The sequence below is a fragment of the Streptomyces sp. NPDC020597 genome (assembly GCF_044335095.1).
GTDB lineage: Bacteria > Actinomycetota > Actinomycetes > Streptomycetales > Streptomycetaceae > Streptomyces.
In genome coordinates this window covers 237,189-259,176 of sequence record NZ_JBIRUL010000003.1, presented here as the reverse complement: position 1 = coordinate 259,176, position 21,988 = coordinate 237,189, and the positions used below count along the sequence as shown (strand labels likewise).

Annotated in this window: 21 protein-coding genes; 11 read left to right on the top strand and 10 right to left on the bottom strand. The window is 73.6% G+C overall.

Annotated features, from left to right (window positions below):
• Positions 1–109: 109 nt before the first annotated feature.
• Genes ACH4ZA_RS07330 through ACH4ZA_RS07320 form a run of 3 tightly spaced genes read left to right on the top strand, consistent with a single transcriptional unit; the run spans position 110 to position 2,465 of the window.
• The gene (locus ACH4ZA_RS07330; protein WP_398428411.1) at positions 110–1,255 is read left to right on the top strand and encodes a lipid-transfer protein; all 1,146 of its coding nucleotides are present in this window, start codon (positions 110–112) and stop codon (positions 1,253–1,255) included.
• Between the two features lie 23 nt (positions 1,256–1,278).
• The gene (locus ACH4ZA_RS07325; RefSeq protein WP_398428410.1) at positions 1,279–1,695 is read left to right on the top strand and encodes a Zn-ribbon domain-containing OB-fold protein; all 417 of its coding nucleotides are present in this window, start codon (positions 1,279–1,281) and stop codon (positions 1,693–1,695) included.
• Positions 1,692–2,465, top strand: a complete 774-nt coding sequence (locus tag ACH4ZA_RS07320) for an enoyl-CoA hydratase/isomerase family protein (RefSeq protein WP_319276093.1) — start codon at positions 1,692–1,694, stop codon at positions 2,463–2,465. The genes ACH4ZA_RS07325 and ACH4ZA_RS07320 overlap by 4 nt, the downstream gene beginning before the upstream one ends.
• A gap of 6 nt (positions 2,466–2,471) precedes the next feature.
• On the opposite strand, the gene ACH4ZA_RS07315 is transcribed toward ACH4ZA_RS07320, so the two are convergent.
• The 3 genes from ACH4ZA_RS07315 to ACH4ZA_RS07305 all read right to left on the bottom strand — a co-directional run bounded on the left by ACH4ZA_RS07315 (position 2,472) and on the right by ACH4ZA_RS07305 (position 6,491).
• The gene (locus tag ACH4ZA_RS07315; RefSeq protein ID WP_398428409.1) at positions 2,472–3,017 is read right to left on the bottom strand and encodes a hypothetical protein; all 546 of its coding nucleotides are present in this window, start codon (positions 3,015–3,017) and stop codon (positions 2,472–2,474) included.
• A 210-nt stretch (positions 3,018–3,227) separates the two neighbouring features.
• Positions 3,228–5,594 carry a PQQ-binding-like beta-propeller repeat protein gene (locus ACH4ZA_RS07310; RefSeq protein ID WP_319276091.1) on the bottom strand — a complete coding sequence of 789 codons (2,367 nt, stop codon included), beginning with the start codon at positions 5,592–5,594 and terminating at the stop codon, positions 3,228–3,230.
• A 177-nt stretch (positions 5,595–5,771) separates the two neighbouring features.
• The gene (locus ACH4ZA_RS07305) at positions 5,772–6,491 is read right to left on the bottom strand and encodes a VOC family protein (protein WP_319276090.1); all 720 of its coding nucleotides are present in this window, start codon (positions 6,489–6,491) and stop codon (positions 5,772–5,774) included.
• A 134-nt stretch (positions 6,492–6,625) separates the two neighbouring features.
• On the opposite strand from ACH4ZA_RS07305, the gene ACH4ZA_RS07300 reads away from it, so the two are divergent.
• Complete coding sequence (locus tag ACH4ZA_RS07300; protein WP_398428563.1) at positions 6,626–7,261, top strand: TetR family transcriptional regulator; 636 nt, start codon at positions 6,626–6,628, stop codon at positions 7,259–7,261.
• Positions 7,262–7,392: 131 nt separating this feature from the next.
• On the opposite strand, the gene ACH4ZA_RS07295 is transcribed toward ACH4ZA_RS07300, so the two are convergent.
• Complete coding sequence (locus tag ACH4ZA_RS07295; RefSeq protein ID WP_057578957.1) at positions 7,393–7,845, bottom strand: Lrp/AsnC family transcriptional regulator; 453 nt, start codon at positions 7,843–7,845, stop codon at positions 7,393–7,395.
• Between the two features lie 82 nt (positions 7,846–7,927).
• On the opposite strand from ACH4ZA_RS07295, the gene ACH4ZA_RS07290 reads away from it, so the two are divergent.
• Positions 7,928–8,548: a LysE family translocator gene (locus ACH4ZA_RS07290; protein ID WP_319276089.1), complete on the top strand. Its 621-nt coding sequence runs from the start codon at positions 7,928–7,930 to the stop codon at positions 8,546–8,548.
• 24 nt (positions 8,549–8,572) lie between these two features.
• Here ACH4ZA_RS07290 and ACH4ZA_RS07285 read toward each other — a convergent pair whose 3' ends face one another.
• Positions 8,573–9,052: a nitroreductase/quinone reductase family protein gene (locus tag ACH4ZA_RS07285; RefSeq protein WP_319276088.1), complete on the bottom strand. Its 480-nt coding sequence runs from the start codon at positions 9,050–9,052 to the stop codon at positions 8,573–8,575.
• Positions 9,049–10,278: an acyl-CoA dehydrogenase family protein gene (locus ACH4ZA_RS07280; RefSeq protein WP_398428406.1), complete on the bottom strand. Its 1,230-nt coding sequence runs from the start codon at positions 10,276–10,278 to the stop codon at positions 9,049–9,051. Before ACH4ZA_RS07280 ends, ACH4ZA_RS07285 begins: the two co-directional genes overlap by 4 nt.
• Positions 10,279–10,357: 79 nt before the next feature.
• On the opposite strand from ACH4ZA_RS07280, the gene ACH4ZA_RS07275 reads away from it, so the two are divergent.
• The 3 genes from ACH4ZA_RS07275 (at position 10,358) to ACH4ZA_RS07265 (ending at position 13,493) form a co-directional block, all read left to right on the top strand.
• Complete coding sequence (locus ACH4ZA_RS07275; RefSeq protein WP_319276086.1) at positions 10,358–11,530, top strand: thiolase C-terminal domain-containing protein; 1,173 nt, start codon at positions 10,358–10,360, stop codon at positions 11,528–11,530.
• Between the two features lie 295 nt (positions 11,531–11,825).
• Positions 11,826–12,812: an expansin EXLX1 family cellulose-binding protein gene (locus ACH4ZA_RS07270; protein ID WP_319276085.1), complete on the top strand. Its 987-nt coding sequence runs from the start codon at positions 11,826–11,828 to the stop codon at positions 12,810–12,812.
• Positions 12,813–12,827: 15 nt separating this feature from the next.
• Positions 12,828–13,493, top strand: a complete 666-nt coding sequence (locus ACH4ZA_RS07265; protein ID WP_398428403.1) for a pyridoxal 5'-phosphate synthase — start codon at positions 12,828–12,830, stop codon at positions 13,491–13,493.
• Positions 13,494–13,914: 421 nt separating this feature from the next.
• Here the strand turns inward: ACH4ZA_RS07265 and ACH4ZA_RS07260 are convergent, their stop codons facing one another.
• Genes ACH4ZA_RS07260 through ACH4ZA_RS07245 form a run of 4 tightly spaced genes read right to left on the bottom strand, consistent with a single transcriptional unit; the run spans position 13,915 to position 16,366 of the window.
• Positions 13,915–14,772, bottom strand: a complete 858-nt coding sequence (locus tag ACH4ZA_RS07260; protein ID WP_398428401.1) for a GNAT family N-acetyltransferase — start codon at positions 14,770–14,772, stop codon at positions 13,915–13,917.
• 51 nt (positions 14,773–14,823) lie between these two features.
• A complete protein-coding gene (locus tag ACH4ZA_RS07255; protein ID WP_398428400.1) occupies positions 14,824–15,465 on the bottom strand; it encodes a GNAT family N-acetyltransferase in 642 nt (213 codons plus the stop codon).
• A gap of 41 nt (positions 15,466–15,506) precedes the next feature.
• Complete coding sequence (locus ACH4ZA_RS07250) at positions 15,507–15,917, bottom strand: OB-fold domain-containing protein (RefSeq protein WP_319276081.1); 411 nt, start codon at positions 15,915–15,917, stop codon at positions 15,507–15,509.
• Positions 15,914–16,366, bottom strand: coding sequence for a DoxX family protein (locus ACH4ZA_RS07245; RefSeq protein WP_398428398.1), 453 nt, complete (start codon positions 16,364–16,366; stop codon positions 15,914–15,916). Before ACH4ZA_RS07245 ends, ACH4ZA_RS07250 begins: the two co-directional genes overlap by 4 nt.
• Before the next feature lie 228 nt (positions 16,367–16,594).
• Here ACH4ZA_RS07245 and ACH4ZA_RS07240 point away from each other — a divergent pair, with 228 nt between their 5' ends.
• The 3 genes from ACH4ZA_RS07240 (at position 16,595) to ACH4ZA_RS07230 (ending at position 21,903) form a co-directional block, all read left to right on the top strand.
• A complete protein-coding gene (locus ACH4ZA_RS07240; protein ID WP_398428397.1) occupies positions 16,595–17,785 on the top strand; it encodes a flavin-containing monooxygenase in 1,191 nt (396 codons plus the stop codon).
• Positions 17,786–18,010: 225 nt separating this feature from the next.
• Positions 18,011–19,483, top strand: a complete 1,473-nt coding sequence (locus ACH4ZA_RS07235; RefSeq protein WP_398428562.1) for a flavin monoamine oxidase family protein — start codon at positions 18,011–18,013, stop codon at positions 19,481–19,483.
• A 194-nt stretch (positions 19,484–19,677) separates the two neighbouring features.
• Positions 19,678–21,903: an acetate--CoA ligase family protein gene (locus ACH4ZA_RS07230; protein ID WP_398428395.1), complete on the top strand. Its 2,226-nt coding sequence runs from the start codon at positions 19,678–19,680 to the stop codon at positions 21,901–21,903.
• Positions 21,904–21,988 lie beyond the last annotated feature (85 nt).

Genomic DNA, 21,988 nt, shown 5'->3' with positions numbered 1-21,988 from the left:
CGCGTCTTCGCGCATCACGGCCTCCCGCCCATTAGCTGACTACCCGTCAGATTAGCTGTAGCCTGACGACCTGTCAGCCGCCATTTCGCATCGCGGAGGTGCGTGCAGCGTGACCCTCAAGGACGCCACCGCCATCGTCGGCATCGGCCAGACCGTGTTCGCCAAGCACCTCCCCGAGTCGGAGCGCGCCCTCGCCTGCCGGGCCGTTCTCGCCGCCCTCGACGACGCCGGGATCGACCCGGGCGAGGTCGACGCCCTGGCCTCCTACACCATGGAGGAGACCGACGAGGTCGAGCTGGCGAAGGCCGTCGGCTTCGGGGACCTGACCTACTTCAGCAAGGTCGGCTTCGGCGGCGGCGGTTCCTGCGCCACCGTCGCGCACCTCGCCGGCGCCATCGCCGCCGGGCAGGCCACCGTGGGCGTCGCCTGGCGCTCGCGCAAGCGGGGCAGCGGGCCGCGCCCGTGGACCAACACGTCCGTCCAACTGCCCACCCCGGCCCAGTGGACGCGCCCCTTCGGTCTGCTGCGGCCGGCCGACGAGATAGCCATGCTGGCCCGCCGCTACCTGCACGAGTACGGCGCCACCCGCGACCACCTCTTCAACGTCGCGCTCGCCTGCCGCAACCGGGCCAACCGGAACCCGGACGCGATCATGTACGACCGGCCGCTCACCCGCGAGATGTACATGACCGCCCGGTGGATCAGCGAACCGCTCTGCCTCTACGACAACTGCCTGGAGACCGACGGCGCGCTGGCCTGCGTGATCGTCGGCCGGGAGAGGGCGCGCGACTGCCGCCGCACCCCGGTCTTCGTCCACTCCGCCGCCCAGGGCCTGCCCGCCCAGCACCACGGGATGGTCAACTACTGGAACGACGACCCGCTCACCGGGCCCGCCTGGGCAGCCGCACGACACCTGTGGAAGCACGCCGACTTCACCCCCTCCGACGTCGACGTCGCCCAGATCTACGACGCGTTCACCCCCCTGGTCCCGCTCTCCCTGGAGGGCTACGGGTTCTGCGGCCGGGGCGAGGGAGGGGCGTTCACCGAAGGGGGCGCGCTGGAGATCGGCGGACGGCTGCCCCTGAACACCGGCGGCGGCGGGCTCAGCGAGGCCTACGTGCACGGCTTCAACCTCATCAACGAGGGCGTCAAGCAGTTGCGCGGCACCAGCACCTCCCAGGTCCCCGGCGCCGCCACCTGCCTCGTCACCGCCGGCGAAGGCGTCCCGACGTCCGCCCTGCTGCTTCGCAACTGAACGCGCCGAGGAGGCGATCCACGATGCTCACCCCCGTCCCCGACGCCGACGGCGCCCCCTTCTGGGAGTACGCCGCACGAGGCGAACTGCGGGTCCAGGCCTGCGCCGACTGCGGCGAGGCCCGCTTCCCGCCCCGCCCCTGCTGTCCGCACTGCCGGTCGTTCGCGAGCGAGTGGCGGGCCACCTCCGGACGCGGGCGGATCTGGTCCTACGTCGTCCCGCATCCGCCCCTGCTGCCCGACTACGCCGCGCACGCCCCCTACGTCGTGCTCCTCGTCGAGCTGGCCGAGGCGCCGCGGATCCGGCTGGTCGGCAACCTGGTGAGCGAGCCCGGGGCGGCCCTCGGCTCCGTCCCGCCCGACCGGGTGCGCATCGGCGCCCGGGTGCAGGCCGTGTTCGACGCGGACGGGCTTGTGCAGTGGGTCCTGGAGCGCCCGTGAGCGTGCGTCTGGACGTCGACGAGAAGACCGCGGTCGCCGTCGTCACCCTCGACCGGCCGGAGCGGCTCAACGCCGTCGATCTCGAGACGGCCGACGAGCTGCGGCGGATCTGGCGCGCGCTGCGCTTCGACGACTCCGTGCGGGCCGTCGTCCTCACCGGTGCGGGCGGCCGGGCGTTCTCCACCGGGATCGACCGGGACGCCGTGGTGCCGCAGCCCGGCTCGCCCTTCATGCAGGACGATCCCCTGCTCACCGTCGGCCCCAAGGCGAACGACCTGTGGAAGCCGGTCGTCGCCGCGGTGGAGGGGATGGCCTGCGGGGGCGCCTACTACCTGCTCGGGGAGTGCGAGTTCGTCGTCGCGGGGGCCGACGCCGCGTTCTTCGACCCGCACACCGCCTACGGGATGGTCAGCGCGTACGAGTCGGTGCTGCTCGCGCAGCGCATGCCGTACGGGGAGGTCGCCCGGATGATGCTGATGGGCACCGCGGAACGGATGTCCGCCCGGCGCGCGTACGAGGTCGGCCTCGTCTGCGAACTCACGGAGTCCGGAGGCGCGTTGACGGCCGCCGTGGCCTGCGCCGCGGTCGTCGCCGGATATCCGCCGGGCGGCGTCCAGGGCACCGTGCGGGCCCTGTGGTCGGCGAGGGAGGCGGCCCGCGCGACGGCGTTCGCGCAGGCCCCGCACCTCATCGCCCTCGGCAACCTGCCCGCCGAGCGGCAGGCGGAGCTGTTCGCCGGCCGGCGGGCTGCGGGGTTCCGGGTGCGGTGAGCGGCGTCAGGCGGCCGGTGCGTACGGCTCCGGCTCGCAGTGGTCGACCTCGGCGGCGGCGGAGCCGGACAGGTCCACCCGGACCGTCGTCGTCTCGTTGCCCGCCACGTACTGCTGCGCCGTCTGCTTCGTCAGCCGGTCGGAACCAGCGTCGAGGAAGTCGACCGCCACGGTGAAGCGGCCGCCGGTCGCGTTCGGGTTGGTGATCTCGACCACGGCGTAGGGCTGGTTCTGCGAGGCGCAGCTCAGCAGCTTCACCGTGGCGTCCCGCAGCGTCGCGGACGGGGCGGACGGGGCGGAGCCGCCGGACGTGCCGCCCGTGTCGTCGTCGTCGTCATCGTCGTAGTCGCGGTAGCGCGAGCCCGAGGTGCCGCCACTCGACGACGAGGACGAGCTGTCGTGGTCCTGGCCGGAGCTGCTGCATCCGCCGCCGCTGCCGTGACCGCTGCTGTGCCCGTGCCCGTGACCCCGGCTGGTGGAGAAGCCGGTCAGCGCCAGCACCACCAGCACCGCGACCGCTGTGAACCTGAGTTTGCGCCCCCGTCGATCCATCCCGCCAGCCTAGGGGGACGCTGTCACGGTCATGTCACCGCATGGCGACCGACCGGTCTCCGGCGTAGCGTCCGGGGTGAGAGCGACCGGCGGGCCGCTCCCCGCAGCGACGGCCGCCGTCCGGACCCCTTCCGCACCCCCGGCACGACGGCCGTCCCGGACGCGGGTCGAATCGGCCTGCCGGGGCCGGGGCCGGGCGGGGCGCCGAGGTCAGGCCGTGCGGGCCGTGCCCGTGCCCTTCTCGGCGTCCAGCGCGTACACGCAGCGGTCCTTGCTGCACGCGTACACGACGCCGTCGCGGACCACCGGGGAACCGGTGATCTCGCCGCCGGTCGCCAGCTTCCAGCGCAGCCGCCCGTCGTCGGCCTTCAGGGTGTACAGCAGATGGTCGGTGGAGCCGAAGTGGATGCGGCCCTCCGCGACGGCCGGGGCGCCCACGATGTCGCCGCCCGCCTGGAAGCGCCACTTGGGGGTGCCCGTCACCGCGTCCAGGGTGTAGAGGCCCTTGCCGCTGCCGACGTGGACATGGCCGGCGGCCACCAGCACGGGGTCGACGGAGGACCGGGCCTCGGTGGCGATGCGCCAGCGGTCGCGGCCGTCCACCGCGTCGATCGCATACACCGTGCCCAGGTAGTCGGCGAGGTAGACGCCGCCGCCGGTGACCGCCGGCCCGGGCACGAAGGTCGGCGCGGACAGGAACACCGCCGGGGCCTCGAAGTGCCAGCGCACCATGCCGCTCGCCACGTCGACGGCGAGCACCCGGGTGCCGGCGGAGAGATACACGTACCCGTCGGGGGCGGGGGTGACACGGACCGGGACGCCGCCGCAGGAGGCGGTGTCGCCGATCGGGTAGGACCAGCGCTCCTCGCCGGTGCGGGCGTCCAGGGCTCTGAGCCGGGCGTCCTGCCACACGTAGACCGTGCCGTCGTGCAGCGCCGGACCGGCCTCCGGCGACTCGAAGTCGGTCTGGCAGCCGGTGATCTCCCAGAGCTTGTGGCCGCTGGACGCCTCCCAGCCCTGCACGCCGCCGCCGCGCGTGCCCGTGACGAGCGTGCCCCGGTCGGCCTTGAGCGAGTACACCCAGGCGTCCGTCGACAGCCGCCACAGGTCGCCGCCCTCACGGGCGTCCAGGGCGAACAGGGTGGGGCCGTCGGAGGCGTGCACCCGGCCGTCGGCCACCGCCATCGACCAGGCGACGTCGCGCGTCTTGAAGCGGCGGCGGCCGGTCGCCACGTCCAGGGCGTGCACCTCGAAGGAGGTGACGTAGACGAGGTCCCCGGCGACGGACGGCGTGCCCCACACGTCGTTCGACATGCGGAACCGCCAGGGCCGCCAGCCCGCCGGGGTCTCCGCGGGCGCGGTCTGCGGTGCCGGCATGGTCGTGTCGGCGCCGTTGACCCCGGGACGCGGGCGGGACCAGCCGGCGACCAGGCCGGGCTCGGCCACCGGCGCCTTCACGGCGGCCGTGGCGCGGACGTCGGCGACCCGCGGACCGGGCCCGATCGGCACCGCCGCGCCCGCCAGCCGGACGGGGCCGGTGTCGGGGGCCCCGACAGGCGCCGGACGGGACAGGACCACGGGGTCGTGGGAGGGCGGGGGCGGCACGGGCGGAACGACCGGCCGGGTCATGCCGACGCCCTGGCCGCTGCGGGGGCTCGGGGGCGCGGGCTTCACCTGGGGACGGCCGCCGCGGCGCGTCTCGATGAGGGCCACGGCCTTCTCGGGCAGCCACGCCGACGCCGTGCCGCTGTCGTCCGAGCCGGAGCCGAAGAGGTGGGGGGCCAGCTGGGCCTGGAGGTCGGCCGGGTTGGGGCGGGCCGTCGCCTCCATCTGCATACAGGACTCGATGAGCGGGCGCAGCTCGTCGGGCAGGCCTTCCAGGTCGGGGCCCTCGCGCAGCAGCATGAAGACGGTCTCGACCGGGTTGGCGCCGTGGAAAGGCGGATGGCCGGTGGCGGCGAAGACGAGCATCGAGCCCAGCGAGAAGACGTCGCTCGCGCCGGTCACGCTCCGCGAGTCCTTGGCCTGCTCGGGCGACATGTAGGCGGGGGTGCCGACGGCCACGTTCGTCATCGTCAAACGCGTGTTCGAGACGCCGGACGCGATGCCGAAGTCGATCACCCGGGGACCGTCCTCGACCACGAGCACGTTCGACGGTTTCAGGTCACGGTGGACCAGCCCGGCGCCGTGGATCGACTGGAGCGCCTCGGCGACGCCCGCCGCCAGCCAGCGCACCGCCTGGGCCGGCATCGGGCCGCAGTCGTTCACTATCTCCTCGAGGGAGGGCGCGGGCACGTACGCGGTGGCCAGCCAGGGCACGGCGGCACGCGGATCGGCGTCGACGACGGCGGCCGTGTAGAACCCCGAGACCGCCCGGGCCGCCTCCACCTCACGCGTGAAGCGCACGCGGAAGAGCTGGTCCTCGGCGAGCTCCGTGCGGACCGTCTTGATCGCCACGCGCCGGCCCGAGGCCGAACGTGCCAGATAGACCAGCCCCATGCCGCCGGCACCCAGCCGTCCCAGCACCTCGAACGGCCCGATCCGCCGAGGATCGTGCTGCGTCAGCTGATCCACCACTTGCCTGCCACCTCCCCGTACGAGCCGCGCCACCCACGTGTGCGCACGGCCCCGTGCAGCGTCTCACCACCGCACCGCCATGGCGGCACGCACCCTGATTCTTCCTGGCCGGGCGGCCGGTTGCGAACCCAGGTGCAATCGGGGTGTCTCATGTCATATCCGAGCAAAAAACACGGCTCAACGCTGGAGCAGCGCGAACGATGCCCCTTGATTGTCTGTGACGACGGCCACGATTCCGTACGAAGCGGTGAACGGACCCGCCTGCACCCGCCCGCCGAGCCGGCTCACCGCGCCCAGAGCGGCCTCGCAGTCCCGCACACCGAAATGGACGAGGAAGTGCGCCGGCATGATCTCCGGGAAGACGTCGCCGACCGGCGCCCGGCCGAAGTCGGGCTCGGCCTGCGGGCCGAACAGCGCCTCGTGGAAGAGATGCCCGTAGAAGGTGTTGGCGGCCTCGGTGTCACGGGCGTAGAGCTGCGCCCACGCGAACGCGCCGGGCCGGTGCCGCACGCCGAAGCCGGGGTGGCCGGCCGCCTGCCACAGGCCGAAGACCGCGCCCTCGGGGTCGGCGGCCAGCGCGGCGGCGCCCCCGTCGACCGGGAGCGGCGCCGTCACCATCTGGCCGCCGGCCCGCTGGATGCGGCGGGCGGTCGCCTCCGCGTCCGGGGTGGCGAAATAGACCGTCCAGACGGTGGGCATCCGCCCGTCCGTCTTGTGGGCGAGCCCGGCGACCCGTGCCCCGTCCAGGCTGGCCCACACCGAGGAGCCGTAGGCGTCCTCGAAGTCCCATCCGAAAAGTTCACCGTAGAACCGCTTGCCCGCGTCCACATCGGGGAGCTGCGCGTCCACCCAGCAGGGGACGCCCTCTGCGTACACCGATGCCCTGTTTTCGGCCATGCAGCCAAACTAACGGCGCTTCACGCAAGCCGCAGACCAGGCACAGCCGCCCCCGCACCCCCGCGCACCCCATTTGCAGTCGGCCGAATCGCGCTCCGATCACCCCTCGGTAAGCTGACGGCATGACAGGACAAGTGCGTACCGTCGACGGCCGCGTGGCCGGTCGACGCGGGCAGGCGACGCGGCAGAAGCTGCTCGACTGCCTCAGCGAGATGCTCAGCTCCTCTCCGTACCGGGACGTCAAGGTCATCGACGTCGCCCGGAAGGCAGGCACTTCGCCCGCGACGTTCTACCAGTACTTCCCCGACGTCGAGGGCGCCGTCCTGGAGATCGCCGAGCAAATGGCCGCCGAGGGCGCCGAGTTGACCGCTCTGGTCGAGGGACGTTCCTGGGTCGGCAAGACGGGCTGGCAGACGGCCCAGGAACTCGTCGAAGGCTTCCTGGAGTTCTGGCGCAAGAACGACGCGATCCTCAGGGTCGTCGACCTCGGCGCGGCCGAAGGCGACAAGCGTTTCTACAAGCTCCGGATGAAGATCCTCAACTCGGTGAACAACTCCCTGTCGGACGCGGTCGCCGAACTCCAGTCCAAGGGCAGGGTGGACAAGGACGTCAACCCGGCGGCGGTGGCCGGCGCGCTCGTCGCGATGCTCGCGGCGGTCGCCTCGCACCAGAAGGGCTTCCAGTCGTGGGGTGTGAAGCAGGCTGAACTCAAGCCGAACCTGGCCCTGTTGGTGCACCTCGGCATCACCGGGAAGAAGCCGACGAAGTAGCCGGCCGGCCTCTGTTCTCCACGTCACGTCCTGTCTGCCGGGCGGCGGTTCACCCAGGTGAGCTGCCGCCTGCCGCACTCCGCGGCACACTCCGGCCGCCGGCGCCCGGCCGGACGTGCGCGACGAAGCCCCTAGGCGGGCAGCGCCCGTCCCTTCACCACATGCTTCATCACCAGCGTCGACGTCAGCCGCTGCACCCCCGGCAGCGTCGCGAGCCGCTCGTCGTAGAGCCGCTGGAAGGCCGCGAGATCGGCGGTGGCCACCCGCAGCAGGTAGTCCGGCTCCCCGAACAGCCGCTGCGCGTCCAGGACGTGCTCCACCTCGCCCACCGCCCGCTCGAACTCGGCGACCGTGTCCCGGTCCTCCTGCCGCATGGACACGAAGACCAGCGCCTCGAAGGTCAGTCCCACGGCGGACGGCTCCACCACGGCCCGGTAGCCGCTGATCGCCCCGGACCGCTCCAGCTCCCGCAGCCGCCGGTGACACGGCGAGACGCTCAGCCGCACCCGTGCGGCCAGCTCGGTCACCGTCAGCCGCCCGTCCTGTTGCAGCTCCGCAAGAATCTTCCGGTCCACGTCGTCCATGGGGCAGATCTTCCCCCATTGTGCGAGAGGCCGCGAAAACATCGGGAACACTTTCGGCCGCATCGCGCCTAATGTCCCCACCATGGACTCGGGAACCCTCCTCTCTTTCCTCGCCGTGGACCTGCTGCTGGTGTGCGTGCCGGGCGCCGACTGGGCGTATGTGATCTCCGCCGGGCTGCGCGGCCGCTCGGTGGGCGCGGCGGTGGGCGGGCTGGTGAGCGGCTACGCGCTGCACACGGCGCTGGCCGCGGCGGGCCTGGCGGTCCTGGTCGCGGGGTCGCCCGCGGTGCTGACCGGGCTGACGGCGGCGGGGGCCGCCTATCTGGTCTGGCTGGGCTGGAGCGTGCTGCGCCGGCCGGGGACGCCGGGCGCCGGCGAGGAGCTCGCGGCGGCCGGACCGCGGGTGTTCCTGCGCGGGGCGACGATCAGCGGCCTGAACCCCAAGGGGCTGCTGCTCTACCTCTCGGTCCTGCCGCAGTTCCTCGGCCCCGGTCCCGGACGCCTGCCGGTGGCCGCGCAGACGACCCTCCTCGGCCTGCTGCACATGGCGTGCTGCGCGGCCGTCTACCTCACGGTGGGCGTCCTGGCCCGCAGGCTGCTGAGCGCCCGCCCGGCGGCCGCCCGCGCGGTGACCCGCACCTCGGGGGCGGCGATGCTCGGGATCGGCGCGTTCCTGCTCGTACAGCGCCTGGCCACACTGTGAACCGGCCCGCGGGCGGCCCGTCGGTCAGGAGGACGGCCGGGGCGTGATCCGGAACAGCCGGATCTCCCGCTCCACCCGCTCCTGGTAGGCGGCGTACGGCGGCCAGAACGTCAGCAGCGTCTTCCACACCGCCGCCCGCTCCTCCCCCGCCAGCAGCACGGCCGTGACCGGGATGTCCGTGCCCTTCCAGCTGATCTCGGCGTCGGGGTGGGCGAGCAGGTTGGCGGTCCAGGCCGGATGCCCGGTGCGGCCGAAGTTGGAGCCGACCAGGATCCAGCTCCCGCCGCCCTCCTCGGGCATGCAGGCGAGCGGAGTGCGCCGTGGCAGTCCGCTCCGAGCCCCGGTGGCCGTCAGGATCACACCGGGCAGCAACTGGGCGCTGAGCAGCACCTTTCCCCGGGTGAGACGGTGCACGGCCCGGTCGAGGGCCGGTATGACGTGCGGGGCCACCTTCGCGAAGGCCCGTGTCGAGGACACCTTCTGCACCGCTCTGACGCCGATCACACCGTCACCTCCGTGTCCGCGAACAGTCCGGCCCGCTCGGCCGCGTGGGCGCGCAACCGGTGCACGGGCCCGAACAGCAGCTCGTCCCCGGAGGCCCGCTTGAAGTACAGGTGCGCCTGGTGCTCCCAGGTGAAACCGATGCCACCGTGCAGTTGGACGCCCTCGGCGGCGGCCCGGCGCAGCGCCTCCAGCGCCTGGGCGAGCGCGAGCCCGCCGACCCGCTCCCGCCGGCCGGCTCCGCCCTCCGCGCCACCCCCGGCGCCGTGGGCGTCCCCGCCTGCCGCCCAGGCGGCGTAGTACGCGGCGGAGCGGGCCGCCTGGAGCTGCACGTACACATCGGCGAGCCGGTGCTGCACCGCCTGGAAGGAACCGATCGGCCGCCCGAACTGCTCCCGCTGCCCGAGGTACTCGACGGTCCGCTCCAGCGCCCGTCCGGCCGTGCCCACGGCCTCGCAGGCGAGGAAGGCGGCGGCGAAGTCCCCCGTGTCGGCAAGGGCCTCGGGCACGTCGCCCTCCTCCGTGCCCAGCAACTCGGCAGCGACGTCCCGCAGTTGTACCCGCGCCTGCGGCCGGGTGGCGTCGAGGGCCGTCTGCCGCGTCCGTACGACGCCGTCGGCGTCCCCCGGCACCAGGAACAGCAGGGTCCGCGACCGTACGAAGCCCCCGGTGTGCGCGGCGACGAGCAGCAGGCCGGCGCTGTGCCCGTCGAGCACCTGCGCGGCCTCCCCGTACAGCCGCCAGCCGTCCCCCGACCGGCGGGCCTGCACACCGCCCGCCCTCCCTCCGCCGGACCAGTCGCCGCCGCCCGGTCCGGTCAGGGCGAGGGCCGCGGCGAGGGCGGACGCGGGCACGGCGAGCGCGGCGGTGAGCGTGCCGTCGGCGATCCGGGGCAGCAGGCCGGCCCGCTGGGCATCGGCGCCGAGGGCGAGGATCAGGGGTGCGACGAGCACGGAGGTCGCGAGCAGCGGGCTCGGGGCGAGGGCCCGGCCGGTCTCCTCGGCGGCGAGGGCGAGATCGGTGCGCAGGCAGCCGACACCGCCGTACGCCTCCGGAAGCGCGAGTCCGGGCAGCCCGAGCTGTTCGGCGAGGGCGGCCCACAGGGCGGGGTCGTGCCCGGCCGGGGCGTCGAGGGCGGCCCGGAGTTCCGCGGGGCCGCAGCGTTTGTGGAGCAGTTCGCGCAGCGTGCGGCGGATCTCGTCCTGCTCGGCGGTGAAGCCGGGGTCCATGGCCGCCCCTTCCTACAGATCTGACGGTCCGTCATATTAAAAGCTCGGCAGCGAGTTGCCCAGAGGAAGGTGGCCCCTCATGACCGTGCGGACCCGGAACGTGGCCGTCGTCGGCGTCGCACTCTCCGACTGCGGCCGGGTCGACGAGGCGACCCCGCACGCCCTGCACGCCCAGGCGGCCCGCCGGGCGCTGGCGGACGCGGGGCTCGGGCGGGAGACGGTGGACGGCTTCGCCTCCGCCGGCCTGGGCACGCTCGCCCCGGTCGAGCTGGCCGACTACCTGGGCCTGCGGCCCACCTGGGTCGACTCCACGTCGGTCGGCGGCGCGACCTGGGAGGTGATGGCGGCGCACGCCGCCGACGCGATCGCCGCCGGCCACGCGAACGCCGTCCTGCTGGCGTACGGCGCGACGCCCCGGGCCGACATCAGGGCGGGCCGCCGCGCCGGCACGTTCGCCTTCGGCGCACGCGGCCCGCTCCAGTTCGAGGCGCCCTACGGGCACACCCTGATCGCCAAGTACGCGATGGCCGCCCGCCGCCACATGCACGAGTACGGCACGACGATCGAGCAGCTGGCGGAGGTCGCCGTACAGGCGAGGGCGAACGCGGCGCTGAACCCGGAGGCGATGTTCCGCACCCCGGTCACGGTCGACGAGGTGCTCGCCGGGCCCGTGATCGCCGACCCCTTCACCAAGCTGCACTGCTGTGTCCGCTCCGACGGGGGCGCGGCGGTGCTGCTGGCCGCCGAGGAGTACGTGCGGGACTGCCGCACGGCGCCGGTGTGGATCCTGGGCACGGGAGAGCACGTCTCGCACGCCTCGATGTCCGAGTGGGAGGACTTCACGGTCTCCCCGGCCGCGACCTCGGGCCGGCTGGCCTTCGCCCGGGCGGGGGTGCGTCCGGACGAGATGGACTTCGCCCAGATCTACGACGCGTTCACCTACATGACGCTGGTGACCCTCGAGGACCTGGGCTTCTGCGCGAAGGGCGAGGGCGGCCCGTTCGTGGAGAAGGGCCGGCTGCGGGTCGAGGGCGGCGCCCTGCCCGTCAACACGGACGGAGGCGGCCTGTCGGCCCAACACCCGGGAATGCGCGGCCTGTTCCTGCTGGTGGAAGCGGTACGGCAGTTGCGGGGCGAGGCGGGCCCGCGTCAGGTGCACGCCCGTGACGGCGGTCTGCCCCGTCTGGGCGTGGCCTGCGGCACCGGTGGCTGGTTCTGCTCCTCGGGCACGGTGGTGCTGGGCCGGGAGTGACCGTGCGGCGAGACCGCGCAGAAGCGCAACTGCGGCCGCCGTCCGGGACGGCCGGAACGCCGAAGCCGACGGCGGCGCGGGAACCCGCGCGGCCGGGGCGGGAGCGCGGGCCGGGGGACGAATCGGGAGCGCGGGCCGGGGCGAGTCGGGGGCGGCGATCTTTTTCGGGAGGGGCGGCAACCTTTCGTGGGGCGGCGGCCACTGAGGGGACGGAGGCCTTCGTGTCCGGGGGTCTCCGCGTCCGGGAGGGTCGTCTGCCGGACGGGCTCCGCCGAAACGCGTAAGGACTTCTCCCGTGGCAGCTTCCCCGCACCGCCGTTCCCACCGCCCCGAACGGCGCAAGGCCCGCGTCCCCGTGATCACCGTGGTGGCCGTGGCCGCCGTCGCGCTCGTCGTGTCCCTGGCCGTGGCCTTCCGCCCGGGCGGCGGCAGCGACGACGTGCGGGAGGCGGCCGCGCCCGTCGCCGGCGCCCGGGTGAGCGGGTCGGCGACGCCGTCGTCGGCGGGGACGTCCGCCTCGCCGTCGCCGTCCACGTCGTCCTCGGCGTCCGCGAGCCCGAGCCCGACCGCGAGCGGGACGACGACTGCCTCCGCCACCCCGTCCAAGCGGGCCTCGGCGAAGGCCCCCGCGCCCGCCGCACGGGCGGCCTCCGGCGCGGGGCCGCTCGCCGGACGGATCCGGCCCGGCGCCTCCTACTCCGGCGTCGCCACCTCCTACGACGCCGCCGACGGCAACGGCGCCTGCCTCTTCGGCCCGACCTCCGACGTGATGACCGCGGCGATGAACACCGCCGACTACGAGACGTCGAAGGCGTGCGGCGCGTACGTGGCCGTCCGCGCGGCGGGCGGGGCGTCCATCACGGTCCGGATCACCAACGAGTGCCCGGCGCCCTGCGCCCCCGGTCAGCTCGACCTCAGCCGGCAGGCCTTCGCCAAGCTCGCCCCGCTCTCGGCGGGCCGCATCCCGATCACCTGGAGCCTGGTGAGCCCGGCCACGTCGGACACCATCTCGATCCGCTACAAGATCGGCTCCAGCCGGTACTGGTGCGGCATCCAGGCGATCGGCCACCGCAACCCGCTGGCCCGGCTCGAGGTCCGCAGCGGCGGCTCCTGGATCCGGCTGGCGCGCACCGACTACAACTACTTCCTCTCCGAGCACGGCACCGGCTGCGGCGGCGCGATCCGGCTCACCGACATCTACGGGGAGCGGCTGACCGTCGACGGGATCTCGGTCCGGCCGGACGCGGTGCAGCCGACCCGGGTCCAGTTCGCCCGGCACTGACCGGATACTCGGTGCATGACCGAGGATCTTCATGAACTGCTGAGGACGCTGCGGGTGTGGGACCCGGAGGTGACGGAGCTGCCGCCGTTCGACGCGTCGGCGGCCCCCGCCGACCCGGTGTCCCTCTTCACGCGGTGGTTCGCGCAGGCGAGCGCGGCAGGCGAGCGCGAACCGCACACGATGACCCTGTCCACCTCGGACGGGGAGGGGCTGCCCGACGCCCGGATCGTCATGCTGCACGGCGCGGACGCGGCCGGCTGGTCCTTCGCCACCCACGCCACCAGCAGCAAGGGCCGTCAGCTCGCCGCCCGCCCGTACGCGGCCCTCACCTTCTACTGGCCGGTGCTGGGCCGCCAGGTCCGGGTCCGCGGCCCGGTCACCTCCGCCCCCTCCGAGGAGGCCCAGGCCGACCTGCACGCCCGCTCCACCGGCGCGCTGGCCGCCGCCCTGACCGGACGGCAGAGCGACGTCCTGGCCTCGGCGGAGGAGCTGACGGCGGCGTCGGAGGCGGCCTGGGAGCACGCCCGCGCCCACCCGACGGCCAAGTCCCCGACGTGGACGCTGTACCGGCTGCGCCCGGACGAGGCGGAGTTCTTCCAGGGCGACGCCGCCCGCCGCCACACCCGCCTGCGCTACCGCCGCACGGGCGACGCCTGGTCCACCGACCGGCTGTGGCCCTGAGGCCGCCCTCAGGGCCGGTCGGTGGCACGCGGGTGCCCGGTCCCGGCGAAAGTGATCCAGCAGGTGTCGCGGGATGTGTCGAGGAGGCACCAGACGCGCCCGGCCCCGGTCACCTCTATCTACGCTTGATGGCAGGTCCGCCCTCGGTGGGTGCCGTGCGCCAGGCTGCCCTTGAGACGGTGATGGCGGGGTGTCTCGACGGCAGGTACGGGTTCGGTGCGCATGACGGTCCATGCGCGAAAGGTGTTCTCGCGCGGCTGCTGCGCCGGGTTCTCCCAGCCCTTCGCCGAGGCCGCGTCGGCGAAGCGAACCTCCCAGTGGCCGTCAGGCGCTGACGCTGCGACGCGGTCTCCAGGGCCCGCGCTCAAAGGCCCGCCCCCTCCACCCGAACGGAGGAGGGAACGCGAGTCGCCCACGGCCCCTACCCGAACGCGTGCACCGCGAAGTCCGTCACCGGGCGGTAGCCGATGCGCTGGTAGAGGCCGTTGCTCGTCGGGTTGGCGAGGTCGGTGAAAAGAAGGATCTCCGCCGCGCCGGAGGCCTGCGCCGCGCGGCTCACCTCGACGGTCGCCGCGCCCGCGTAGCCGCGGCCGCGCAGTGCGGGCGGGGTGTAGACGGGGGCGACCCGCACCTGGCCGGCCACTTCCGGGGTGACGCCGGACATGGCGACGGGGGTGCCGTCGGGCGTCTCCCAGAGGGTGATCCCGCCGTAGGCGATCCGGGAGTCGGCCCAGGCGCCGGCGTCCTGGCCGTTGTGCGCGCCCGTGTCCTCCATGAACGCGTCGTGCCAACGCGTCAGCAGGTCGCGGTCGGCTGCTGCGGCGACCCGCGCACGGCCTTCCGGAACCGGTCCCGGGGAGGTCAACTCACCCAGCCGGTAGAGGCGTTGCCGCTCGACCGGCCGCGACTCGACGCCGGTCCTGCGTCCCCAGGCCGCCGCGAAGAGGGCGGCGGTGTCGCGGTCCGCGGACACCCCGGGGAAGCGGTGCCCGTCGGCGGCCAGCCGCTCGGCGAGGGCTTCGGCCCCCTCCTCGGTCAGAGACGTGAGGTTGAGCCGGTGCGGGGGCGTGCGGAAGAAGACCCCCGTGACGCCGTCGCCCGTGTCGAGCGCGCCGAACAGGGGGTCTTCCGTGCCGTACACGTGCGGGCCCCTGCGGCGCAGGCTGTCGACGACGGTCAGCGGGACCGTGTGCAGCGCGGGGCGGGAGCGCAGGAAGTCGCCGGCGCGCTCGAGGAACGCGTCGAGGTCGTGGGTGAGGTGCCAGTCGTCAGGGCGCATGGCCCATCGTGACGCGCGAGGGCCGCTCCCCGCCTGCCAATTACCTCGCCGTCAGGGGGACTCGGGCTCGGGGTCGGTCGCCAGCCGGCCGTGCGCGTGGACGTCCCGGAAGGCGTCCCGGCGGCCGGCCTCCCACATCGCCCCGCGCAGGGTTCCCTCGTAACGGAACCCGCAGCGCTCGGCGATCCGGCAGGAGGCGTCGTGGCCGAGGGCGTGGCCCAGCTCCAGCCGGTGCAGTCCGATCTCGGCGAACGCCCACCGGGCCGCGAGCAGCAGCGAGCGGGTGGCGACGTGCCGGCCCCGCGCCTTTGGAAGCACCCAGTAGCCGACGCTGGCGTGGCTCGGCACGCGTTCGATCGCGCTGACGCCGACCTGCCCGAGAATCGTGCCGTCGGCCGCGTCCGTGACGCAGAACGTCATCGAGCGTCCGGCGGCGGCATCCGCCGTCTTGCTCTCCAGTGACTCCCGCGCACTGGCGGCGTCCGAAACCATCCGCAGCGGAGTGTTCCAGCGCAGGAACTCCGGATCGGTGAGCCCGCACAGCCAGGCGTCCACGTCGGCTGCGGACTCCGGGTCCCAGACCCGCAGCCGCAGCCCGTGGCCGTCGACGACGGGCGCGGCGGGCAGCGCGGGCGGCGAAGAGGGCGCGGGCGTCGTCGAGGGCGTGGCGGAGGGCTGACGGATATCGGTCACCCGATCATTGAACACCGGTCCGAACCTGCGCGGGCGGCCCTTCAGCGCGCGGGCGACCCCTCGGCCACCGCCCGGAACACCGGCGCCCCGTCCCGGAAGGCCACCGTCAGCGCCATGCCCGCGCGCGGCTCGGCTCCTCCGACCAGCTCCGTCGACATGCGCGGCCCCTCCGCGAGATCGACCATGGCCGCGACGTACGGCGTGCGCTCCCCGAAGGGCGGCAGGTCGTTGCGGTGGACGACGGACCAGGTGTAAAGGGTGGCCCGGCCGCTCGCGTCCTCCCAGGTGACGTCCTCGCTCCAGCAGTGCGGGCAGAACTCGCGGGGGTAGTGGTGGGCCCGCGCGCAGGCGCCGCAGCGCCGGATCAGCAGCCGTCCCTCGGCGGCGGCGTCCCAGTAGGTGCGGGTGAAGGCGTCTGCCTCGGGCAGGTCGTACCGGGCGGGCGTGCTCATCGGAACCACCCCAGCGCGCTGTCCAGGGACCATGTCTGCCAGGCCATCCCGCCCAGCCCGACCGCCGAGATCAGCGCCATCATCGAGTTCTGCCCCTGCTCGGCCCAGTCATGGATCATGAGAACGAGGTAGAGCAGGTTGAGCAGCAGGCCCCCGGCGAGGGCGACCGGGGTGAGGAACCCGAGGACCAGGCCGAGACCGAGCGATAACTCGGCGTAGACCACGACGTACGCCATGAGGCGCGGGCGGGGCTGCACCACCGCGGCGAACCCGGAACGGACAGCGCCCCAGCGGTGCTTCGCGGCCACGTCCGCCGCCCAGCCGATGCCGGCGCCGCTCTCGAACCAGGCCTTCTTGTCCTTGTGCCGCCAGCTCTCCAGCCACCACAGCCCGAGCCCGATCCGCAGCACCGCCAGCCACTCGGCCCCGCCGAGCCAGATAGCATCCATAAATCTGACGGTACGTCAGATGCCGATGCACGGGAACCCCACGAGAAGCCGCGGGGCGCGGCACTGCCAAGGGACGGCCAAGAGGCAACGCCTCTTTCTCCGTTCACACACAAGCGAGTGGTCTACGTCACCGGCTCCACCCGCATCTCACGCATGCGTGATCGATCCGCAACCAATTCCGGTCTTGACCGAGACCCATCAACGTCCTGCGTGAATACGCTCGCGCTTATGGAAGACTCCGCACCGCGCCCGGCCCCCCAGGCGATCACTGCCGCGAACCCGGCCGACCGCCCCGTCTACGTCATCGGCGGCGGCCCCGGCGGACTTGCCACCGCGTACGCACTGCGTGCCCAGGGCATACGGGCCGTCGTCGTGGAGAAGGCCGACACGGTGGGCGCGTCCTGGCGCCGCCACTACGACCGGCTGCATCTGCACACCACCCGGCGCCTTTCGGCCCTGCCCGGACTGGCGATACCGCGCCGTTTCGGGCGGTGGGTGGCCCGCGACGACCTGGTGCGCTACCTCGAGAAGTACGCGGAGGTCCATGAGCTGGAGATCGTCACCGGCGTCGAGGTCTCCCGCGTCGAGCGCACCCCCGACGGCGACGGCTGGCTGCTGCGCGCCACCGGCGGGCGTGAGCTCGTCGGCTCGGCGGTCGTCGTCGCCACCGGCTACAACCACACCCCGCACCTGCCCCGGTGGCCCGGCCGCGACGCGTTCACGGGCGACCTGACGCACGCCGCCGACTACCGCAGCGGCAAGGAGTACGCCGGCCGGGACGTCCTCGTCGTCGGCGTGGGCAACACCGGCGCGGAGATCGCCGTCGACCTGGTGGAGAACGGCGCGGGACGGGTGCGGCTGGCGGTGCGCACGGTCCCGCACATCGTGCGCCGCTCGACCGCCGGCTGGGCCGCCCAGTACAGCGGCATCATGATCCGGCGGCTCCCGGTCGCCCTCGTCGACCGGATCTCGCGGGTGATGGCGAAGGCGAGCATTCCCGACCTGTCCGCGCACGGACTGCCGCGTCCCGACACCGGCCTGTACACCCGGGCCCGGCAGGGCGCGATCCCGGTGCAGGACGTCGGCCTGATCGACGCCGTGCGCAAGGGGCGGGTGGAGATCGTGGCCGCCGTCGAGGGCTTCGCGGACGGCGGCGAGGTGCTGCTCGCCGACGGCTCCCGGATCTCCCCGGACGCCGTCGTCGCGGCCACCGGGTACGTCCGTGCCCTGGAGGGCCTGGTCGGCCACCTCGGCGTGCTCGACGACGAGGGCAGACCCGTGGCGCACGGCCCCCGGACCCCGGCCGACGCCCCCGGCCTGTTCTTCACCGGCTACACCACCCCCATCAGCGGCACGCTCCGCGAGCTGGCGAGGGACGCGGAGCGGATCGCCAAGGCGGTGCGCCGCCGGAGCCGGTGACTCCGCGCAATCTTTGCGACCACTGGTGTAACCACCGGTAACTCCCCTGCATCACCTGCTCGTTACACCTGTGCCAGATGTGGCGAGAACGTTGTCGCGCGCCCTCTCGCGGAGCCAGAATGTGAGACCTGTTCATCTTTCAGGTTCCACCCTCTTCCAGCCCCTCTCGCTCCCCAAGCTCGTCGGAGGACGCACGTGGCAAGTGAAAGCCAGTCGACCGCCAGAATGTCCCGCCGCTCCCTGCTCGGCCGCACGGCCGCCGTGGCCGCCGGCGCGACCGCTCTCACCGCGACCGCCGGCGGTCCGGCCGCCGCGGCCACCCGCGACGTCGACGTCGCGATCGTCGGCGCCGGACTGGCCGGCCTCACCGCGGCCCGCGACCTGGTGGCCGCGGGCCGCACGGTCGTCGTCCTGGAGGCCCGCGACCGCGTGGGCGGCCGGGTGGTCAACCTGCCCCTGGCGAACGGCGGGGTGACCGAGGGCGGCGGCGAGTTCATCGGCCCGACCCAGGACCGCATCAAGGCGCTCGCCGACTCCCTGGGCGTGGCCACCTTCCCCACCTACAACACCGGCAAGAACCTGCTCTACAAGGACGGCAAGAAGACCCCGTACGCCACGGACGGCCCGCTCGGCTCGGTCCCGCCGGTCGACGTCGCGGGCCTCGCCAACGCGGCGATCGTGCAGGCCTCGCTGGACGACATGGCCAAGACGGTCCCGGTCGACGCGCCCTGGACCGCGGCCAAGGCCGAGGAATGGGACCGGCAGACCTTCGAGAGCTGGCTGCGCGCCAACGCCGTCGTCCCGTCCGCCAAGTTCCTGCTGGACGTGGCCTGCACGTCGATCTTCTCGGCCGAGCCCCGTGAACTGTCGCTGCTCTTCGTGCTCTTCTACATCGCCGCCGCCGGCAACGAGTCGACCCCCGGCACCCTCGAGCGCCTCACCGAGACCGCGAACGGCGCCCAGGAGCTGCGCTTCGTCGGCGGCTCCCAGCTGGTGCCGGTCAAGCTCGCGGCGACGCTCGGCGACCGGGTGGCGCTGAACGCGCCCGTGCGCACGATCAGCCGGTCCGGCGGCAAGTACGTCGTCACGGCCGACGGCCTCACCGTCACCGCCAAGCGCGTCGTCGTCGCCGTGCCGCCGCCGCTCGCCGCGCGCATCACGTACGACCCGCTGCTGCCCGCCGACCGCGACCAGCTCACCCAGCGCCTCCCGATGGCCTCGGTGGGCAAGGCGATCGCGATCTACGACACCCCCTTCTGGCGCGCGGACGGCCTCAACGGCCAGGTGGTCAGCGACACCGGCGTGATCAGCTCGACCTTCGACAACTCCCCGCCGGACGCCTCGTACGGCGCGCTGATGGGCTTCATCGAGGCCGACGAGGCCCGCAAGCTGGACGCGGCGAGCGAGGCCGAGGTCAAGGCCGCGGTCCTGAAGGACTACGTGACGTACTTCGGCGCGAAAGCGGCCTCCCCGACCTCCTTCGTGCTGCAACGCTGGAACAACGAGGCCTACACCCGCGGCGGCCCCGTCTCCATCGGCGCGCCCGGCGTGCTGACCCAGTACGGTCCGGCCCTGCGCCGGCCCGTCGGCGGCATCCACTGGGCCGGCACGGAGACCTCCGTCCACTGGATGGGCTTCATGGACGGCGCGGTGCGGTCGGGCGAGCGGGTGGCCAGGGAGGTGCTGGCGGCGCTGTAGGCGGAGTACCCGCAGGGTGTCGGCGGGGTGCGCCGACGGCACGGCGGGGACGGTCCGGTCCGGCCGCCTCCGTTCGTTTCGGTGTGGACGACTGTGTGCACGACCATTCCTGACGGTCCGTCAGGAATGTAACCTGACAGAGCGTCAGTTACTTGACAGTCACCCATGGCAGTCACACAGGAGCGGGCGGACCGATGCTTGGATCAACCCACGGCACCCTCACCACCGACTCCCGCCGGGCCCGGGTCATCGCGTGCGGCGAGCAACCCGGGCCCGCCGTCCACGGCAGGCCGGCCCAGGCGGACGACCTCGACGTCAGCGGCCGTCCGCTCTACGCGGACGTCCCCGACCTGGACCGGTTCTTCCGGCCTGAGTCGGTCGCGGTCGTCGGCGCCTCGGACGCCGAAGGCCGCCCGAACACCGGTGTCACCCGGCAACTGGTGGACTGGGCCGAGCGGGTGGGGGCGCGGCTGCATCCCGTGCACCCCACCCGGGCCACCGTCTTCGGCATCCCCTGCTTCCCCTCCGTCGCGGAGCTGCCCGAACAGGTCGATCTGGCCGTCCTGCTGGTCGCCGACCCGGTGCCGGTGATCGAAGGGCTCGCGGAGACGAAGGTGAAGTTCGCCGTCGTCTTCGCCTCCGGCTTCGCGGAGACGGGCGAGGCGGGGGCGGCCGAGCAGGAGCGGCTGGCAGCGGCCGTGGAGCGGTCCGGCATCCGCCTTCTCGGCCCGAACACCAACCTCAACGCCTTCGAGCGGTTCCGCGACGATCTCACCGGACCGTCGATCGCGCTCATCACCCAGTCCGGGCACCAGGGCCGCCCGGTCTTCGCACTGCAGGAGCTCGGTGTACGTCTCTCCCACTGGGCGCCGACCGGCAACGAGGCAGACCTGGAGACCGCGGACTTCCTCTCCTACTTCGCCGAGCGCCCGGAGGTCGGCGCGATCGCCTGCTACGTCGAGGGCCTGAAGGACGGCCGCTCCTTCCTCCTCGCCGCCGACCGCGCCGCCCGGCGCGGGGTGCCGGTCGTCGCGGTCAAGGTGGGCCGCACCGAGACCGGCGCCCGCACCGCCGCCACCCACACCGGAAAGCTGACCGGCGCGGACGAGGTCGTCGACGCGGCGATGCGGCAGTACGGCGTGATCCGCGTCGACGGCCTGGACGAACTCCAGGACACGGCGGCCCTGCTGGCGCGCGCCCGGCCGCCGCGGGCGTCCGGCGTGGTGATCTACTCCATCTCGGGCGGCACCGGCGCCCACGCGGCCGACCTGGCGACGACGGCCGGCCTCGAGCTGCCCACCCTGTCGGCCGCGAAGCAGGCCGAGCTGCACCAGTGGATCCCCGAGTACCTGAACGTGGCCAACCCGGTCGACAACGGCGGCCATCCGGTCGGCGACGAACGCGGCCGGAAGATCATCGACGCGATTCTCGACGACCCCGGGGTGGGCGTTCTGATCTGCCCGATCACCGGCCCGTTCCCGCCGCTGAGCGACCGTCTCGTGCGGGATCTGGTGGACGCCGCCGAGCACACCGACAAGCTGGTGTGCGTGGTCTGGGGATCCCCGGTGGGCACCGAACCGGCCTACCGCGACGTGCTGCTCGGGTCCTCCCGGGTGGCGACCTTCCGTACCCTGGCCAACTGCATCACGGCCGTCCGCGCCCATCTGCGGCACCACCGTTTCGTGAGCGACTACCGCTCGCCCTTCGACGAGGCCCCCCGCACCCTGTCGCCGTCCTACCGCAAGGCGCAGCTGCTGATGCGGCCCGGGCAGCAGCTGAGCGAGCACGCGGCGAAGCAGCTGCTGCGCGCGTACGGCATCCGGGTCCCCCGCGAGCAGCTGGTGACCAGTGCGGCGGCTGCCGTGCGGGCCGCGGGGCTGGTCGGCTACCCGGTGGTGATGAAGGCGTCCGGCGCGCAGATCGCCCACAAGACGGAGCTGGGCCTGGTGAAGATCGGCCTGACCTCGGCGAGCCAGGTCCGCGACGCCTACCGCGAGCTGACCGACATCGCCCGCTACGAGGGCGTCTCGCTGGACGGCGTCCTGGTGTGCCAGATGGTCGAGCGGGGCGTGGAGACGGTGGTCGGCGTCACCCATGACGAGCTGTTCGGCCCGACGGTGACGGTCGGCCTGGGCGGAGTGCTGGTGGAGGTCCTGCGGGACGCCGCCGTACGGGTGCCGCCGTTCGGCGAGGACCAGGCCCGCGCGATGCTCGACGACCTGCGCGGACGGGCGCTGCTGAACGGCGTCCGCGGCCGTCCGCCGGCCGACGTGGACGCATTGGTCGAGGTCGTGCTTCGGGTGCAGCGCATGGCCCTGGAGCTCGGCGGCGACCTCGCCGAGCTCGACATCAACCCGCTGGTGGTGCTGCCGTGCGGGCAGGGCGCGGTGGCGCTGGACGCGCTGGCGGTGTGCCGGTGAGGTCCGCCGCGCGGCCGAGGCCCGGGACCCGTCACGGTCGGTGCCGGGACGAGGGGCGGGGCCGCCCCCCCGGCTGTTCGCCCCA